Origin of the sequence: Streptomyces sp. NPDC088732 (assembly GCF_044751205.1) — a bacterium.
Lineage (GTDB): Bacteria > Actinomycetota > Actinomycetes > Streptomycetales > Streptomycetaceae > Actinacidiphila.
Genome location: NZ_JBIVLI010000004.1, coordinates 310028 through 327645, shown reverse-complemented (window position 1 = coordinate 327645; position 17618 = coordinate 310028). Strand labels below are relative to the sequence as shown.

The 17618-nt window shown below is 71.9% G+C and carries 13 protein-coding genes; 9 read left to right on the top strand and 4 right to left on the bottom strand.

From position 1 onward, the window contains the following. Positions 1–25: 25 nt before the first annotated feature. The 8 genes from ACIP9H_RS09380 to ACIP9H_RS09345 all read left to right on the top strand — a co-directional run bounded on the left by ACIP9H_RS09380 (position 26) and on the right by ACIP9H_RS09345 (position 11074). Positions 26–1435: a class II fumarate hydratase gene (locus tag ACIP9H_RS09380; protein WP_401580780.1), complete on the top strand. Its 1410-nt coding sequence runs from the start codon at positions 26–28 to the stop codon at positions 1433–1435. 98 nt (positions 1436–1533) lie between these two features. Continuing rightward, positions 1534–2217, top strand: coding sequence for a DUF402 domain-containing protein (locus tag ACIP9H_RS09375; protein ID WP_401580782.1), 684 nt, complete (start codon positions 1534–1536; stop codon positions 2215–2217). A gap of 126 nt (positions 2218–2343) precedes the next feature. After that, on the top strand, positions 2344–3030 hold the full coding sequence (locus ACIP9H_RS09370) for a class I SAM-dependent DNA methyltransferase (protein ID WP_401580783.1): 687 nt from the start codon (positions 2344–2346) through the stop codon (positions 3028–3030). A 678-nt stretch (positions 3031–3708) separates the two neighbouring features. Beyond that, positions 3709–5691: a SpoIIE family protein phosphatase gene (locus ACIP9H_RS09365; RefSeq protein ID WP_401958635.1), complete on the top strand. Its 1983-nt coding sequence runs from the start codon at positions 3709–3711 to the stop codon at positions 5689–5691. Positions 5692–5853: 162 nt separating this feature from the next. Next, on the top strand, positions 5854–7302 hold the full coding sequence (locus ACIP9H_RS09360) for a catalase (protein ID WP_360901705.1): 1449 nt from the start codon (positions 5854–5856) through the stop codon (positions 7300–7302). 168 nt (positions 7303–7470) lie between these two features. Beyond that, a complete protein-coding gene (locus ACIP9H_RS09355; protein ID WP_401580787.1) occupies positions 7471–7995 on the top strand; it encodes a PadR family transcriptional regulator in 525 nt (174 codons plus the stop codon). Then, positions 7992–8678: an ABC transporter ATP-binding protein gene (locus ACIP9H_RS09350; RefSeq protein WP_401580789.1), complete on the top strand. Its 687-nt coding sequence runs from the start codon at positions 7992–7994 to the stop codon at positions 8676–8678. The genes ACIP9H_RS09355 and ACIP9H_RS09350 overlap by 4 nt, the downstream gene beginning before the upstream one ends. Next, complete coding sequence (locus tag ACIP9H_RS09345; RefSeq protein WP_401958470.1) at positions 8675–11074, top strand: FtsX-like permease family protein; 2400 nt, start codon at positions 8675–8677, stop codon at positions 11072–11074. The genes ACIP9H_RS09350 and ACIP9H_RS09345 overlap by 4 nt, the downstream gene beginning before the upstream one ends. Positions 11075–11122: 48 nt before the next feature. Here the strand turns inward: ACIP9H_RS09345 and ACIP9H_RS09340 are convergent, their stop codons facing one another. The 4 genes from ACIP9H_RS09340 to ACIP9H_RS09325 all read right to left on the bottom strand — a co-directional run bounded on the left by ACIP9H_RS09340 (position 11123) and on the right by ACIP9H_RS09325 (position 16459). Next, positions 11123–12475 (bottom strand): AI-2E family transporter, encoded by a 1353-nt coding sequence (locus ACIP9H_RS09340; RefSeq protein WP_401958467.1) that lies wholly within the window; start codon positions 12473–12475, stop codon positions 11123–11125. A 136-nt stretch (positions 12476–12611) separates the two neighbouring features. Continuing rightward, positions 12612–13283, bottom strand: coding sequence for a transglycosylase SLT domain-containing protein (locus ACIP9H_RS09335; protein WP_401958464.1), 672 nt, complete (start codon positions 13281–13283; stop codon positions 12612–12614). A gap of 434 nt (positions 13284–13717) precedes the next feature. Continuing rightward, the gene (locus tag ACIP9H_RS09330; RefSeq protein WP_319658749.1) at positions 13718–15037 is read right to left on the bottom strand and encodes a PhoH family protein; all 1320 of its coding nucleotides are present in this window, start codon (positions 15035–15037) and stop codon (positions 13718–13720) included. Positions 15038–15685: 648 nt separating this feature from the next. After that, the gene (locus tag ACIP9H_RS09325) at positions 15686–16459 is read right to left on the bottom strand and encodes an isoprenyl transferase (RefSeq protein ID WP_401580797.1); all 774 of its coding nucleotides are present in this window, start codon (positions 16457–16459) and stop codon (positions 15686–15688) included. Between the two features lie 111 nt (positions 16460–16570). On the opposite strand from ACIP9H_RS09325, the gene mgrA reads away from it, so the two are divergent. After that, a complete protein-coding gene (gene mgrA, locus ACIP9H_RS09320; protein ID WP_401580799.1) occupies positions 16571–17611 on the top strand; it encodes an L-glyceraldehyde 3-phosphate reductase in 1041 nt (346 codons plus the stop codon). Positions 17612–17618 lie beyond the last annotated feature (7 nt).

The window sequence follows — 17618 nt, the reverse complement described above, 5'->3', positions numbered from 1 at the left end:
GTACGCGATGGAAGGGATTCCGGCGATGCCCGAGCAGGACGCAGGGGACGAGCGCGAGTACCGCACCGAGCACGACTCCATGGGCGAGGTGCGCGTTCCCGCCCACGCCAAGTGGCGCGCCCAGACCCAGCGGGCGGTGGAGAACTTCCCGATCAGCGGGCAGCGGCTGGAGCGGGCCCACATCGCGGCGCTCGCCCGGATCAAGGCGGCCGCGGCGAAGGTCAACGCGGAGCTCGGCGTGCTGGACAAGGACGTCGCCGAGGCGGTCCAGGAGGCGGCCGCGGAGGTCGCCGCCGGGCGCTGGGACGAGCACTTCCCGATCGACGTGTTCCAGACCGGCTCGGGCACCTCGTCCAACATGAACACCAACGAGGTCATCGCGACCCTGGCGAGCGAGCGGCTCGGCCGCGACGTGCACCCCAACGACCACGTCAACGCCAGCCAGTCCTCCAACGACGTCTTCCCCTCCTCCATCCACATCGCGGCGACCGCGGCGGTGACCGGCGACCTGATCCCCGCCCTGGAGCACCTGGCGGCGGCCCTGGAGCGCAAGTCCGCCGAGTTCGCGGACGTGGTGAAGTCCGGCCGTACGCACCTGATGGACGCGACGCCCGTCACGCTGGGCCAGGAGTTCGGCGGCTACGCCGCCCAGGTGCGCTACGGCGTGGAGCGGCTGCGCGCGTCGCTGCCGCGGCTGGCGGAGCTGCCGCTCGGCGGTACGGCCGTGGGCACCGGGATCAACACCCCGGCCGGCTTCTCGGCGGCGGTGATCGCGGAGGTGGCGCGCGCCACCGGACTGCCGCTCACCGAGGCGCGCGACCACTTCGAGGCGCAGGGCGCGCGCGACGGCATCGTGGAGACCTCCGGCCAGCTCCGCACGATCGCGGTCGGCCTCACCAAGATCTCCAACGACCTGCGCTGGATGGCCTCCGGGCCGCGCACCGGACTCGCCGAGATCGCGCTGCCCGACCTCCAGCCCGGCTCGTCGATCATGCCGGGCAAGGTCAACCCGGTCATCCCGGAGGCGGTGCTGATGGTGGCCGCCCAGGTCACCGGCAACGACGCGACCATCGCCGCGGCGGGCGCGGCGGGGAACTTCGAGCTCAACGTGATGCTCCCGGTGATCGCGAAGAACGTCCTGGAGTCGGTGCGGCTGCTCGCCAACGTCTCCCGGCTGCTCGCCGACCGCACCGTCGACGGCATCACGGCGAACGTCGAGCGCGCCCGCGAGTACGCCGAGTCCTCGCCCTCCGTGGTCACGCCGCTCAACCGGTACATCGGCTACGAGGAGGCCGCCAAGGTCGCCAAGCGCGCGCTGGCCGAGCGCCGCACGATCCGTCAGGTGGTGCTGGACTCCGGGTACGTCGAGCGGGGCCTGCTCACCCTGGAGCAGCTCGACGAGGCTCTGGACGTGCTGCGCATGACCCGCCCGTGACACCGGCCGTCCGCCGGGACGGCGTGCCGTACGGGCCCGTGACGAAGGATCGGCGCAAGAGAGACGCCGCCGTGACCCGTCGTCCGTAAGATCACGTCATGACGGCGGACATCCTTCTTCATCCGGGTACGGGGCAGGACGGCGGCCAGGACCACTGGTCGCCGGGCGACCAGGTGCTGTGGCGCTACCGCGGCAACGCGACGGACCGGGTGCACATCTGCCGTCCGGTGACGGTGGTCCGGGACGACGCGGAGCTGCTGGCCGTGTGGATGGCGCCGGGCACCGAGTGCGTCAGGCCGGTCCTCGCCGACGGCACGCCGATCCACCAGGAGCCGCTGGAGACCCGCTACCTCAAACCGCGTACGACGAGCGTCGACCGCTGGTGGGGCAGCGGGGTGCTGAAGCTGGCCCGCCCCGGGGAGCCCTGGTCGGTCTGGCTGTTCTGGGAGCGGGGCTGGGTCTTCAAGAACTGGTACGTGAACCTGGAGGAGCCGCACCGCCGCTGGTCGGGCGGCGTGGACTCCGAGGACCACTTCCTGGACATCCATGTCGACCCGGACCGCGCCTGGCACTGGCGCGACGAGGACGAGTTCGAGCAGGCGCAGGCCGCCGGGCTGATGCCGGCCGCGACGGCGGAGCGGGTGCGCGAGGCCGGGCGCCGCGCGGTGGGTGTCATCCGGGACTGGGGCCACCCCTTCGACGAGGGCTGGCAGCACTGGCGTCCGAATCCGGCGTGGCCGGTACCGGCTCTTCCGGTTGACTGGGACCGTCCGGCAAGGTGACCGCGTGAGTCTTGCCGTGCCCCCCAGTCCCAATCGTAAGATCGTGCCCCATAGTGCTGCACAAATCACAGGCTCACACTAGAGTTTGACGCTACGTCACGCAGGTCATCACGGGAGGCCCAGGCTGTGGGAGTCGGCGGCTACGAGGACATACAGCTGGACCGCACCGGGCAGGCGGAGGCCTTCGACGCCATCGGCGACCGTTACGACGAGGCCTTCCCGCACAAGGAGGGACAGCTCGCGGCCGGCGCATGGCTGCTGGAGCAGTTGCCGGCCGGTTCCCGCGTCCTGGACCTGGGGTGCGGCACCGGGGTGCCGACCTGCCGTCAGCTCTCCGACGCCGGGCACGAGGTGACCGGAATCGACCTGTCCCCGGTGATGCTGTCGCTGGCCCGCCAGTACGTGCCGTCGGCCGACTTCCACCAGGGCGACATCGCCGATGTGCGGCCCGGCGGCCTCTTCGCCGCGCGCGGCCGGCAGGATCTGGGGCGCTTCGACGCCGTCACCGCCTTCTTCTCGCTGCTGATGCTCTCCCGCGCCGAGATTCCGCTGGTCGTGCGGGCCGTGCGCGATCTACTCGCTCCCGGTGGGCTGTTCACTCTTTCGATGGTAGAAGCCGATGTGGATGACTTCCCGATTCCGTTCCTTGGTAACACCATCCGGGTATCGGGTTATCTACGGGACGATTTGCGCCAGGTGGTGACCGACGCAGGATTCGAGGTCCTGAGGGAGGAGTCGTACGCCTACGCGCCGCACACCACAGAAGTGCCGCCGGAGGAGCAACTCTTCCTGCACTGCCGCCGACCCGCCTGACGCGGCCGCCCCGCCACGTGGTCCCGCACGTGACGCACCCGACCGGATGGAACGACCAGCGTGAGCACGGAGCGCATTTCTGAGCAGGCCGCCGCCCAGGCGACAGCGGCCGGCCCGGCACGTCCGGGCGACCCCGAGCCGGTCCCCGATCCGCGGACCGGATTCCGGCTGCCCCCGGCCGCCGCGGTGGCCGGCGAGGCCGGCACGGCCGGGAACGGCGCGGCACAACCCGCGCAGAACCAGGCCCCTGTCCCCTCCTCCACCCCGGCCGGACCGTCCTCCCGCCGCGCCCGGCGTCCCCGGCGCGGCGGTGGCGCGGGCGCGGCCAAGCGCGCCGCCGGCACGACCGGCAACGACCCGGGCACGCCGTCCCTGCAACCCGTCACTCCTGCCCAGCGGCAGCCGGCCGGCGAGACCGGCGCGCCCGCCAAGACCGGCCGCCGCGGCGCCCGCGGCACCCGGCCCGACCGCAGAGCCGCCGAGGTGAGGGACCGTCAGGCCGCCCGGGTGGCGGCGGGCGAGACCGCCGGCGGCGTCCCGCGTGTGACGGCCGGCGTCCCGGACGCCGCCCACGCCCGGCAGCCGGCGCATCTGCGTCCGCCCGGTTCCCCCGGCGACGACTCCGCGGGCCGGCCGTGGGACGGGCCCTCCACCCACGACCTGCGGGCGGCCACCGCCATGGCCGCCCCGGTCGAGCCCGGCCGCCGCAGCTCCGCGGCCGGCGGCGCCCCGGGCACGCCCGGGGCGTCCGGTCCCGCGCAGCCCGAGAGCGGTGAGCCGCGCACCCGTGCGCGGATGCCGGACACCGGTGTGCCCGCCGCGCGCTCGGGCGGCCGCAACGGCGGCCCCGGCGGCCACCCGGTCGACGAGGAGTCCACCGCCGGCCGCCCGCTGAAGAAGGTCGGCCCGCAGAACCGCGGCCGGGCCGGGCACGCCGAGGCCGAGCGGCTGCGCTACGTCGGCGCGGCCACCCGCCGTATCGCCCGCGGACTGGACCTGGACGAGATCGTGCTGGGCCTGTGCCGCTCGACGGTGCCGGCCTTCGCCGACGCGATCCTGGTCTATCTGCGCGACCCGCTGCCGGTCGGCGACGAGCGTCCCTCGGGCCCGCTCCTGCTGCGGCTGCGCCGCACCGACCGCGTGCCGGACGACACCGAGCAGCCCGTCGAGGGCCTGCTGATGCCGGTGGTGCCGTCCACCGAGGGCCAGTACGGCGCGGCCGCCGAGGTCGTGGACGTGGCGATGGACGGACCGCTGGCGGAGGTGCTGCGCGGGGTGCGCCCGGTCTTCTCCGACAGTCCGCAGGCCACGGCCGCGCTCCTGGAGCTGGTGGGCGGCTGCCCGGACGCGGGGTCCGGCGACACGTTAGACCTCCCGACCGGCCGGCGGGCCATCCTGGCCCCGCTGCGCGGCCGCCGCCGGGTGATCGGCGCGACCGTGCTGCTGCGCCGTCCCGAGCGGTCCCCCTTCGACCCCGACGACCTGCTGGTGGCCGCGCAACTGGCCACCCACACCGCGCTCGGCGTGGACAAGGCGGTGCTCTACGACCGCGAGGCGTCGATCGCCGACTCCCTGCAGCGCGAGATGCTGCCGGACTCCCTGCCGGAGCCCACCGGGGTGCGCCTCGCCAGCCGCTATCTGCCGGCCGCCGAGTCCGCCCGGGTGGGCGGCGACTGGTACGACGCGATCCCGCTGCCCGGCAGCCGGGTGGCGCTGGTCGTCGGCGACGTCATGGGCCACTCCATGACCTCGGCGGCGATCATGGGGCAGCTGCGGACGACCGTGCAGACCCTGGCGGGCCTGGACCTGTCGCCGCAGGAGGTCCTCTACCACCTGGACGAGCAGGCCCAGCGGCTCGGCCAGGACCGGATGGCCACCTGCATCTACGCGGTCTACGACCCGATCGCGCACCGGGTGACCATCGCCAACGCGGGCCATCCCCCGCCGGTGCTGCTGCACGCGGACGGGCTGGCCGAGGTGCTGCGCGTGCCGCCGGGCGCGCCGATCGGCGTGGGAGGCGTGCCGTTCGAGGCGGTCGAGCTGCCCGCCCCGGCGGGGGCGACGCTGCTGCTGTACACGGACGGCCTGGTGGAGTCGCGGGCGCGGGACGTGTGGGGCGGCATCGAGATGCTGCGCGAGCGGCTGCACACCGCCTCCGCGGTGATGTGCCCGCCGCCGCTGGAGCCGCTGTGCGACGAGGTGCTGGAGATCGTCGGCCCGGGCGACCGGGACGACGACATCGCGCTGCTCGCCGCCCGTTTCGACGGCATCGCGCCCCGCGACGTGGCGTACTGGTTCCTCGAGCCGCGCGCCCAGACCGCGGGCCGGGCCCGGCGGCTGGTGCGCCAGGCGCTGAACCGCTGGGGCCTGGAGCCGCTGGCGGAGGCGACCGAGCTGCTGGTCAGCGAGGTGGTCACCAACGCGGTGCGGTACGCCGAACGGCCCATCACGCTGCGGCTGCTCCGCACGGACGTGCTGCGCTGCGAGGTGGGCGACGACGCCCCCACGCTGCCGCGGATGCGCCATGCCCAGCCCCAGGACGAGGGCGGCCGCGGGTTGTACCTGGTCAACCGGATGGCCCAGCGCTGGGGAGCGACCCGGCTGAGCGCCGGCAAGGTGGTCTGGTTCGAAATGGGCATTCCGGGCGGTGTCCAGCACTAGACGCTCCGTGTCCGTACCGGATGCATTTCTGGACTTTGTCCAGATCTGTCGCCGGAAGGCATTGCCCGGCGTGCCGAGCCGGTGTTTCAGTGTTTGTGTGGTCGTGAGCGACCAGGAGCCCCCGACGGACTCTTCCGAAGATCGACGGGAGGACACATTCACATGAGCACCCCCTACACCACCAACAACGCCGGAATCCCGGTGGAGAGCGATGCCCATTCGCTCACGGTGGGCTCGGACGGCCCCATCCTCCTTCAGGACCACTACCTGATCGAGAAGATGGCGCAGTTCAACCGCGAGCGGGTTCCGGAGCGTGTGGTGCACGCCAAGGGTTCGGGCGCGTACGGCGTCTTCGAGGTGACGAACGACGTCAGTCAGTTCACCAAGGCCGACCTCTTCCAGCCGGGACGGCGGACGGAGATGCTGGCCCGCTTCTCGACGGTGGCCGGCGAGATGGGCAGCCCGGACACCTGGCGCGACCCGCGCGGCTTCGCGCTGAAGTTCTACACCGAGTACGGCAACTACGACCTGGTCGGCAACAACACGCCGGTCTTCTTCGTGCGCGACTCGATGAAGTTCCAGGACTTCATCCGCAGCCAGAAGCGCCGCCGCGACAGCTCGCTGCGCGACAACAACATGCAGTGGGACTTCTGGACGCTGTCCCCCGAGTCGGCGCACCAGGTCACCTGGCTGATGGGCGACCGCGGCGTGCCCAAGTCGTACCGCCACATGAACGGCTACAGCTCCCACACCTACATGTGGGTCAACGGCGGCGGCGAGCGGTTCTGGGTCAAGTACCACTTCAAGACCGACCAGGGCATCGACTTCCTCACGCAGGAGGAGGCCGACCACTACGCGGGCGCCGACGGCGACCTGCACCGCCGTGACCTGTACCAGGCCATCGAGCGCGGCGATCACCCCTCGTGGACGCTGTACATGCAGATCATGCCGTTCGACGATGCGGCGGACTACCGGTTCAACCCGTTCGACCTGACCAAGGTGTGGCCGCACGGCGACTACCCGCTGATCGAGGTCGGCCGGATGACGCTCAACAAGAACCCCGAGGACTACTTCATCCACATCGAGCAGGCCGCCTTCGAGCCCAGCAACATGGTGCCCGGCATCGGCCCCTCGCCGGACAAGATGCTCCTCGGCCGGCTGTTCTCGTACGCGGACACCCATCGCTACCGGATCGGCCCCAACTACGCGCAGCTGCCGCCGAACCGTCCGCACACCGAGGTGCGCTCGTACGCCAAGGACGGCCCGATGCGGTACGAGCCGTCGCGCACGGCGGCACCGTACGCGCCGAACTCCTTCGGCGGGCCCGAGGCCGACATCGAGCGCTTCGGCGAGCCGGCCGGCTGGGAGGTCGCGGGGAACATGGTGCACGAGCCCTACAAGCTGCACCGCGAGGACGACGACTTCGGCCAGGCCGGGACGATGGTCCGCAAGGTCCTGGACGACGCCCAGCGCGACCGGCTGGTCTCCAATGTCTCCGGGCACCTGAAGAACGGGGTCAGCGCCCCCGTCCTGGAGCGCGCGGTCCAGTACTGGCGCAACATCGACAAGGAGGTCGGCGACCGCATCGCCGCCAACGTCAACGGCTTGTGACCTCCTCCTGATCGCAGCCCCGGCGCACGTGATGTCCGTCCGTGCCCCGGGGCTGCATCGTGTCCAATGCCGAACAAAAGGCCTGCTCAGAGGGGGTTGTGTCACACCCTCGTCACTATGAACAAGATCTATACACTGCAGGTATACCCCTCGTGTAGAGTCCTCCGCATGAGCATCGGCCACACCCTGCTCGGGCTCCTGGAGTCCGGCCCCCGCCACGGGTACGACCTGAAGCGGGCCTTCGACGACAAGTTCGGCCACGACCGCCCCCTGCACTACGGCCAGGTCTACTCGACCATGGCGCGGCTGCTGAAGAACGGGCTCGTGGAGGTCGAGGGCATCGAGCCCGGCGGCGGCCCGGAGCGCAAGCGGTACGCGATCACCGACGCGGGCATCACCGACGTCGGCAAGTGGCTCGCGGAGCCCGAGAAGCCCGAGCCCTACCTGCAGAGCACCCTGTACACCAAGGTCGTCCTCGCACTGCTGACCGGCCGCAGCGCCGCCGACCTGCTGGACACCCAGCGCTCGGAGCACCTGCGCCTGATGCGGGAGCTGACCGTGCGCAAGCGCGAGGGCGACCTCGCGGACCAGCTGGTGTGCGACCACGCGCTGTTCCACCTCGAGGCAGACCTGCGCTGGCTGGAACTCACCACGGCACGACTGGACCGACTCGCGGCGGAGGTAACCGCATGACCACCACGGACCTGCTGCTGGAGGCCGTCGACCTGCACAAGGCGTACGGCCCGACCCCGGCGCTGGACGGCGCCGAGTTCGGCATACGCGCCGGCGAGGTCGTCGCCGTCATGGGGCCGTCCGGCTCCGGCAAGTCGACGCTCCTGCACTGCCTGGCCGGCATCGTGCGGCCGGACTCCGGCCAGGTGCTGTACCGGGGACGGGACCTGACCGCGATGACCGACGCCGAGCGCAGCGCGCTGCGCCGCGGCGAGTTCGGCTTCGTCTTCCAGTTCGGCCAGCTCGTGCCCGAGCTGACCTGCGTGGAGAACGTGGCGCTGCCGCTGCGGCTGAACGGCGTCAAGCGCAAGGAGGCCGAGGCCCGCGCCACGGAGTGGATGGCCCGGCTGGAGGTCGACGACCTCGGCCGCAAGCGGCCCGGCGAGATCTCCGGCGGCCAGGGGCAGCGGGTCGCGGTGGCCCGCGCGCTGGTCACCGGCCCCCGCGTGGTCTTCGCCGACGAACCGACCGGGGCCCTGGACTCCCTCAACGGCGAGCGCGTGATGCGCCTGCTGACCGACGCGGCCCGGGACACCAGTGCCGCCGTCGTCCTGGTCACCCACGAGGCGCGGGTCGCCGCCTACTCCGACCGCGAGGTCGTCGTACGGGACGGCAAGTCACGGGACATGGAGCGCGTGGCATGAGTTCCGGAACCGAAGCGCGGGGCGGCCTCCTGTCCGGCTGGGTCCGCGACGTGGGGCTGGGCTTCCGCTTCGCCACCACCGGCGGGCGCGAGGGCTGGACCCGCACCGTACTGACCGCGGTCGGCGTCGGCCTCGGGGTGGCACTGCTGCTGGTGGCCGCCTCCGTCCCGGCGATGCTGGGCGCCCGCAGCGACCGCGGCTACGACCGGGACTACTCCTGGTTCAACGACCCGCCCAAGGTGAGCGCGAGCACCGTGCTGTACGCCGAGGCGAACACCACCTTCCACGACGACGACATCCGGGGCCTGCTCCTGAAGGCCGACGGCGACCGCCCGGTGCTGCCGCCCGGTGTCAAGGCGATGCCGGCACCCGGTGAGATGGTGGTCTCCCCTGCCCTGAAGCGGCTGCTCGACAAACCCGGCAGCACACTGCTGCGCGAGCGCCTGGACTACCGCATCACCGGCACCATCGGCGACAAGGGCCTGGTCGGCCCGGCCGAACTCGCCTACTACGCGGGCAGCGACAAGCTCGTCGCCCGGGGCACCGGCGACGACATCGGCACCGGCAACGCCACCCGCATCCCGTACTTCGGACGCGGCACCGTGAAGTCGGAGCCGCTCGGGGGCGTGCTCTCCCTGCTGGTGATCATCATCTTCGTGGTGCTGCTGCTCCCGGTGGCGGTCTTCATCGGCAGCGCCGTCCGCTTCGGCGGCGAGCGCCGCGACCGCAGGCTGGCCGCGCTGCGGCTGGTGGGCGCGGACAGCCGGATGACCCGGCGGGTCGCGGCGGGCGAGGCGCTGTTCGGCTCACTGCTCGGACTGGCCGTCGGCGCCGGGCTGTTCCTGGGCACCCGGCAGTTCGCGTCCGACGTGACGCTGTACGACATCAGCGTCTACCCCTCCGACATCAGCCCCGGCCCGGGCCTGGCCCTGCTGGTGGGCCTGGCGGTGCCGGCGGCCGCGGTCGCGGTGACGCTGCTGGCCATGCGCGGCATCGCGGTCGAGCCGCTCGGTGTGGTGCGCAACGCCACGGCGCGGCGCCGCCGGCTGTGGTGGCGGCTGCTGATCCCGCTGGCCGGCGTCGGCCTGCTGGCCCCGCTCTTCGGCGCGGTCAGCAACGAAAACGGCGTCAACTCGTACCAGGTGGCCGCCGGCACGGTCCTGCTCCTCGTGGGACTGACCGCCCTGCTGCCCTGGGTGGTCGAGTCGATCGTCGGCCGGTTCCGCGGCGGCCCGGTGGCGTGGCAGCTGGCCACCCGCAGGATCCAGCTCAACAGCGGCGCCTCCGCCCGGATGGTCAGCGGCGTGACGGCCGCGGTGGCCGGGGCGATCGCCCTGCAGACGCTCTTCACCGGCGTGCAGGGCGACTTCGTCAGCTCCTCCGGCAAGGACCCGCACCGGGCGCAGATGATCGCCACGACGGACGTCGGCAGCGGAGCCGAGGCCCACCGGGCCGAGCAGGCCTTCGCCGCCACCCCGGGGGTGCGGGACGCGCTCGGCGTCGTCTCCTCCAACGCCGTGCCGGCGGACACCTCCACCAAGAAGTCCACGACGGACCTGCCGTCGGTCCCGGTCCTGGTGGCCGACTGCGCCACCCTGCGCGAGCTGCTGGACCTCGGTCACGGCTGCGCGGACGGCGACGTGTTCCTCGCCGACGACGCGTACGGCTACGGCGACATCGACGCGTTCGTGCGGCCGGGGCGCGCCGTCGACCTCAACATGCCGCTGGGGGACCACTACATCGGAACCCCGCGGCTGTGGACGGTACCGGCCACCGCCCACCGGGTGGCCTCGCGCGTCGGCCCGGACGGCGCCCAGGAGTGGGGCGTGCTGGCCACTCCCCGGGCCCTGGACGTGGCCCTGCTGCAGAGCCCGGACGTCAAGGTCATGCTCCGGACGGACCCGCACGTGCCGGACGCGTTCGAACAGGCCCGCAACACCACGACGCGCCTCGACCCGCTGGCAGACATCTACCAGCTGGAGGCGACGAACGAGGACAAGAAGTTCGCCACCATCCGGCGCGGTCTGCTCGTCGGCGCCGCCGCCACGCTGGCACTGATCGGCGCGAGCCTGCTCGTCTCGATGCTGGAGCAGCTGCGCGAGCGCAGGAAGCTGCTGGCGGTCCTGGTCGCCTTCGGCACCCGGCGCTCGGTGCTCGGGCTGTCCGTGCTCTGGCAGACCGCGCTCCCGGTCGCGCTCGGGCTCGCCCTGGCCGTCGTCGGCGGCGCCGGGCTCGGCGCGGCCCTGCTGAAGATGGTCGGCGCGCCCCTGCACTTCGCCTGGGGCAGCGTCGCCACGATGAGCGGCATCGCCGCGGGGGTCGTCCTGCTGGTGACCTTGCTCAGCATGCCGCCGCTGTGGCGCATGATGCGCCCGGACGGACTGCGCACGGAGTGACGCGCGGCGGGCCCGGCCTCCCCCGAGGAGGCCGGGCCCGCCGGCGGCTCAGGCGCCCTGTTCGGGGGCGGGGCCGGGGAGTCCGGGGGCGGCCGCGGGGACGGTCCCGGCCGGGGCGGGGTCCTGCGGACCTGCCGCGGTCTCGGACTCGGCGGCCCGCATCGCCGCCTGCCGGGAGTTGGCCCGCAGGTAGACGACGACGGTGTTGGTCACCGCGACCAGCGGTACGGCGACCACCGCGCCGCCGATGCCCGCGATCAGCGAACCGGCGGCGACGGAGAGGATCACGCCCAGCGGGTGCACCCGCACCGCCCGGCCGAGGATGAACGGCTGGAGGATGTGGCCCTCGATCTGCTGCACCGCCAGCACGACGACCAGCACCATCAGCGCGGTGAACGGCCCCTGCGTCACCAGCGCGACGACCATCGCGATCGTGCCCGAGGCCACCGCGCCGACCAGCGGCACGAACGCGGCCAGGAAGATGATGACGGCGAGCGGCACCGCCATCGGCACCCGGAGGAAGTAGATGCCGATACCGATGAATATGGCGTCGATCAGCGCCACGATCACGGTGCCGCGCACATAGAGGGTGAGGGTGCGCCAGGCGCGCGGGCCGGCCCCGCCCAGTCCGTCGCGGGCGGCGACGGGGAAGAGCTTCAGGCACCAGTTCCAGATGTTGCGGCCGTCGTAGAGCAGGAAGAGCGTGCTGAACATCGCCAGCAGGATGCCGGTGAGCAGTTCCACGACGACGGTGACGCCCTGGAGTCCGGCGTCGGTGAGGGCCTTGGAGTTGGTGCCGATCGCGTCCTGGAGGTTCACGGCGATCTGGTTGATCTGGTCGTCGGTCACATGGAACGGGCTGTTGAGCAGCCAGCGCTTCAGCTCGTTGATGCCGTCCTGGAGGCTGTTGGAGAGGTTGTCGACGTTCTCCATGACCTGCCAGACCACGAACCAGCCCACCAGGCCCATGATCACGAAGCCGCCGATGAAGACGATGGCGGTGGCGACTCCGCGCGGCACGCCCAGCCGCTTCAGCCGGCCCACGAAGGGCTGGAGCAGTGCGGTGATCAGCAGCGCGGCCACGAAGGCCAGCACCACCAGCTGGATCGTGCCGATCACCCGCATCAGCACCCAGACGGTGCCGGCCAGCACCAGCAGCCGCCAGCCGACCTCGGCGGCGACCCGCATGCTCCACGGAACCTGCGAGACCGGGTCACCGGGGGCGGCGCCGCGGGGCACGTACCGGCGTGCGGCGGCGGCCTGTTCCTCCTGGCGGCGGGTCTCGGCGCGGGCCTCCGCGCGCGCCTTCTCGGCCGCGGCCCGGCGCTGTTCCTCCAGCCGGCCGGCCAGCCTGGCCAGTTCGGCGGCCAGACCGGCGCCCCACTGGCGCTTCTCCGACATCCTTGTACCCCTGTCCCCCGCCCCCCGCGGTCTTTCCGACCGCACCACCGTACGCGCACTGAGCCCCTGAACCCACAGAGGGGGTCAGGGGCTCGGCGGCGCTTTGCGTGGGTACCGGGTGATTCAGGCGTATTGCCTAGTACCAGTTGTTGTTCTGCCAGAACGACCAGGCGCCGCAGGGGCTGCCGTAGCGGCTGTTCATGTAGTTGAGGCCCCACTTGATCTGGGTGCCCGGGTTGGTGCGCCAGTCGGCACCGGCGGAGGCCATCTTGGAACCGGGCAGGGCCTGCACGAGCCCGTACGCGCCGGAGGAGGAGTTCGTCGCGGTGTAGTTCCAGCCGCTCTCACGCGTGACGATGTTGGAGAAGCACTGGAACTGGGTCTCGTCGCCTATGATCCCCTGCGCCATCGCCTGGACCTCGGCGGTGGTGTACGAGGCCTTCACGACGAGCGCGGCGCGCTCCGCGGCACGGGAGGCGGCTTCCTGCTTCCGCTTCTCCTCGGCCTTCTTCTCGGCCTCCTTGCGGGCGGCGGCGTCCTTGGCGGCCTGCTTGCGGGCGGACTCCTCGGCGGCCTTCCGCGCGGTGGCGTCGGCGGCGTCCGTCTGTGCCTGCACCTGCTGCGTCAGCGACGCCTGCTGAACCTGCTGCCCCGCGGGGATGTCCGCGAGGACGGTCGTCGCATCGGTGGCGGCGACGGGCTGCAGGCCCGGCTGCTCGCTACCGGAGGCGACACCGACGACAGCGCCCACGGTGGTGACCGCAGTGGCCGAAGCCACCGCGAATCCCCGGACCGAGATCCGGCTCACACGGTTTCCTTCCAGCGTCGCCCGCTTGGTGACCTCGCGGACGCGATCGTGCCCTTCGCGCTGGCTTCTTCATGCACCGGTCACAGAAGCTACTGGCCCGGTGGTCTCCCCCCTTCGAGGCGGGAGTCCGCTGATTCAGCTCGGGCGGCCCACGGCGAACGCTGTTCAATTCTGAGGTTCCGTACGCTTATAGGTACGGGTGTGCCATGGGCAGGGCCTGACAGAACCGACAGCCTGCCCTAGCCGGACTCGTCAACGCAATTCCCTGCCGGGTGTCAAACCTCACACGGCACGTGGGCCCCGGAATTTTCTCGTACCCCCCGGTAGTGGCCGCAGACGCCGCTAGGCTGCTGCGCCCTTGCGGCGCAGCAGCCTAGCGGTACTGCTCAACTGCCCTGACGGCGGGCCCCTGTCGGGCCCGTTCCGTCATCGCGTCACGTCCGCCCGTCCTCCAGCATCTCGGTGACGAGCGCGGCGATCGGCGAGCGCTCGGAGCGGGTCAGCGTGATGTGGGCGAAGAGCGGGTGCCCCTTCAGCTTCTCCACAACGGCGACCACGCCGTCGTACCGACCCACCCTCAAGTTGTCGCGCTGGGCGACGTCATGAGTGAGAACAACCCGGGAGTTCTGCCCGATGCGCGACAGAACGGTCAAAAGGACATTGCGCTCCAGGGACTGCGCCTCGTCCACGATCACGAAGGCGTCGTGCAGCGAGCGCCCGCGGATGTGGGTCAGGGGCAGGACCTCCAGCATGCCGCGCGCCACGACCTCCTCGATGACGTCCTTGGACGTCACCGCGCCCAGGGTGTCGAAGACCGCCTGGGCCCAGGGGCTCATCTTCTCGGCCTCGCTGCCCGGCAGGTAGCCCAGCTCCTGCCCGCCCACGGCGTACAGCGGCCGGAAGACCATCACCTTCTGGTGCTGCTGACGCTCCAGCACCGCCTCGAGGCCCGCGCACAGCGCGAGCGCCGACTTGCCGGTGCCGGCCCGGCCGCCCATCGACACGATGCCGACGTCCGGGTCGAGCAGCAGGTCGAGCGCGATCCGCTGCTCGGCGCTGCGCCCGTGGATGCCGAACGCCTCCCGGTCGCCGCGCACCAGCCGCACACGCCCGTCGGCCGTGACCCGGCCGAGCGCCTTGCCGCGCTCGGACTGCAGGACCAGCCCCGTGTGCACCGGCAGCCCGTCCGCCTCGGGCAGGTCGACGACCTCGCTCTGGAAGAGCTCGTCCACCTGCTCGGCGGGGACCACCACCTCCTCCATACCGGTCCAGCCCGAGGTGATCGCCAGCTCGGCCCGGTACTCCTCGGCCAGCAGGCCGACGGAGGACGCCTTGACCCGCAGCGGCAGGTCCTTGGACACGACGGTCACGTCGTAGCCCTCGGCCTGCAGGTTGCGGGCCACCGCCAGGATGCGCGAGTCGTTGTCGCCGAGCCGGAAGCCGGCCGGCAGCACGCCCGGGTCCGAATGGTTCAGCTCGACGCGCAGGGTGCCGCCCAGCTCGCCGATCGGGATGGGCGCGTCCAGCCGCCCGTACCGGACCCGGTACTCGTCGAGCAGCCGCAACGCCTGGCGGGCGAAGTAACCGAGCTCCGGGTGGTGGCGCTTGGCCTCCAACTCGGTCACCACCACGACCGGGAGTACCACCTCGTGCTCGTCGAAGCGGAGGAGGGCATGCGGGTCGGCAAGCAGCACGCTGGTGTCGAGTACGTATGTGCGCCGGTCGTGCTCACGGCGATTCTTGCTGGTCACCACGTGTGGACGAACCCCCTCGGAAGAGGTCGGGGTGCGACGGCGTCGCGCGGGACAGGGCCGGGAGCGACCACCAGGGCCGAACCACGGCCCTTCGAGTCGACGCGGTCAGTGCCGTCCGAGTCAAGTGCTGAGAACGGCACGTCCGTGAGCAAAGGGCCTCCCGGGCGGACAGCCAGGTGCCGTCCGCTGCTGTCCGACATCCATGGGCCGGATGTCGGTCTGACGGATCTATTCCCTCGAAAGTGGAGGCCTATGCGACTGCATATGACAGCCGTTGGCCCAAGCCCGCGCGTCTCCGCTGCTTCTCCGGCCGTTTTCCCACCGGCCCCCACAACGCAATCCGGCCACGTCCGTCACGGCATTCGGCCCTGCCCGGTGTGGCGCATCTCTCATCGCGGGCGCCCGTACGGGCCCGCGACCTGCGGCCACGGCTCCGCGGGGGGTGTGCGCGAGATCCTGCGGCGGACACCGCAAGCAGCGGTCACGGGCGGCCCCGTCACACGACCGCGCGGCAGGTCCGGCGTACGGAGGGCGGCGCGAAGACCCTCGTGGAGGGCGCGCAAGGCGCCGCGGCGGTACTCCGAACGGGTGCTCCACCCCGGCGTGTCGTTTCACGCCCGCAAACCCGGCCCCGGGGGGCCGGCGCCGTCAGGTCCCGTAGCGGCGGTGGCGGGCGGTGTAGTCGCGCAGCGCCCGCAGGAAGTCGACCTTGCGGAACGCCGGCCAGAAGACCTCGCAGAAGTAGTACTCCGAGTGGGCGCTCTGCCACAGCATGAAGCCCGACAGCCGCTGCTCGCCGGAGGTCCGGATGACGAGGTCGGGGTCGGGCTGGCCGCGGGTGTAGAGGTGCTCCGCGATGTGGTCGATGTCGAGGATCTCCGCGAGGTCCTCGATGGAGGTGCCGCGTCCGGCGTGCTCGTGGAGCAGGGAGCGGACCGCGTCCGCGATCTCCTGCCGGCCGCCGTATCCCACGGCGACGTTCACGAGTATGCCCTCGACGCCCTCGGTGGCCTGCTCGGCCTCCTTGAGGACGGACTGCGTCCGCGACGGCAGGAGGTCCTTCGCCCCGACGTGGTGGACGCGCCAGCGGCCGCTCGACGCGAGGCCGCGGACCGCGTCCTCGATGATGCCGAGCAGCGGGACGAGCTCCTCCGCCGGACGGTCGAGATTGTCGGTGGACAGCATCCACAGCGTCACGACCTCGACGCCGGTCTCCTCGGACCAGCCCAGCATTTCGGTGATCTTGTCCGCGCCGGCCCGGTGGCCCTGCTCGGTCGTGCGCGCCGCGGCCTTGGCCCAGCGGCGGTTGCCGTCCAGGATCACACCGATGTGCTTGGGGCTCTGGGCCGGATCCAGCCGCCGCTCCACCCGGTGGGCATACAGGTCGGTCAACCTGAGGCGTACCAGGTCGCGCAGATTCATTGCCGGGCCCCTCCTGCGGTCGTCCCCCCGCGGCAACACTAACGCGCCTCCCCGCGGGGCGCCGAACCGGGTGCGCGGGCCGCCGGGTGCCCTCGTGATAGGACGACTTCCGTGGATATTCGCACTCTCTACCGCGCCGCCGACGAGCGCTACGACGCCATGGAGTACCGCCGGTCGGGCCGCAGCGGCCTGAAGCTCCCGGCGATCTCGCTCGGCCTCTGGCACAACTTCGGCGACGACCGCACCCTCGACTCCCAGCGCGCCATCCTGCGCCGCGCGTTCGACCTCGGCGTCACGCACTTCGACCTGGCCAACAACTACGGCCCGCCCTACGGTTCGGCCGAGTCCAACTTCGGCACGATCTTCGCCCAGGACTTCCGCCCCTACCGCGACGAACTGGTCGTCTCCACCAAGGCCGGCTACGACATGTGGCCCGGCCCGTACGGCGAATGGGGCAGCCGCAAGTACCTGCTGTCCTCCCTCGACCAGTCCCTGGGCCGCATGGGCCTGGACTACGTCGACATCTTCTACTCGCACCGCTACGACCCCGAGACCCCGCTGGAGGAGACGATGGGCGCCCTGGCGTCCGCCGTCCGGCAGGGCAAGGCGCTGTACGTCGGCATCTCCTCGTACGGCCCGCAGCGCACCCGCGAGGCGGCCCGCCTGCTGCGCGAGATGGGCGTGCCGGCCCTGATCCACCAGCCCTCCTACTCCATGATCAACCGCTGGGTCGAGGACGAGGGCCTGCTCGACGTCCTGGACGACGAGGGCATGGGCTGCATCCCCTTCGTCCCCCTGGCCCAGGGCCTGCTGACGGACAAGTACCTCAACGGGATCCCGGAGGGCTCGCGCGCCGCCCAGGGCAAGTCGCTCGACCCGACGCTGATCACCGACGAGGTCGTCCGCCGGCTGCGCGGCCTGAACGACATCGCCGCCGGCCGGGGGCAGTCCCTGGCCCAGCTCGCGCTGAGCTGGGTGCTGCGCGACCCGCGGATCACCTCGGCCCTGATCGGCGCGAGCAGCGTCGCCCAGCTGGAGGCCAACGTGGGCGCGGTCGGCGCCCCGGCCCTCACCGCCGACGAGCTCGCGCAGATCGACACCTTCGCCCTGGAGTCGGGCGTCAACCTCTGGTCGCGCAGCAGCGAGGCGTGACCGGGAG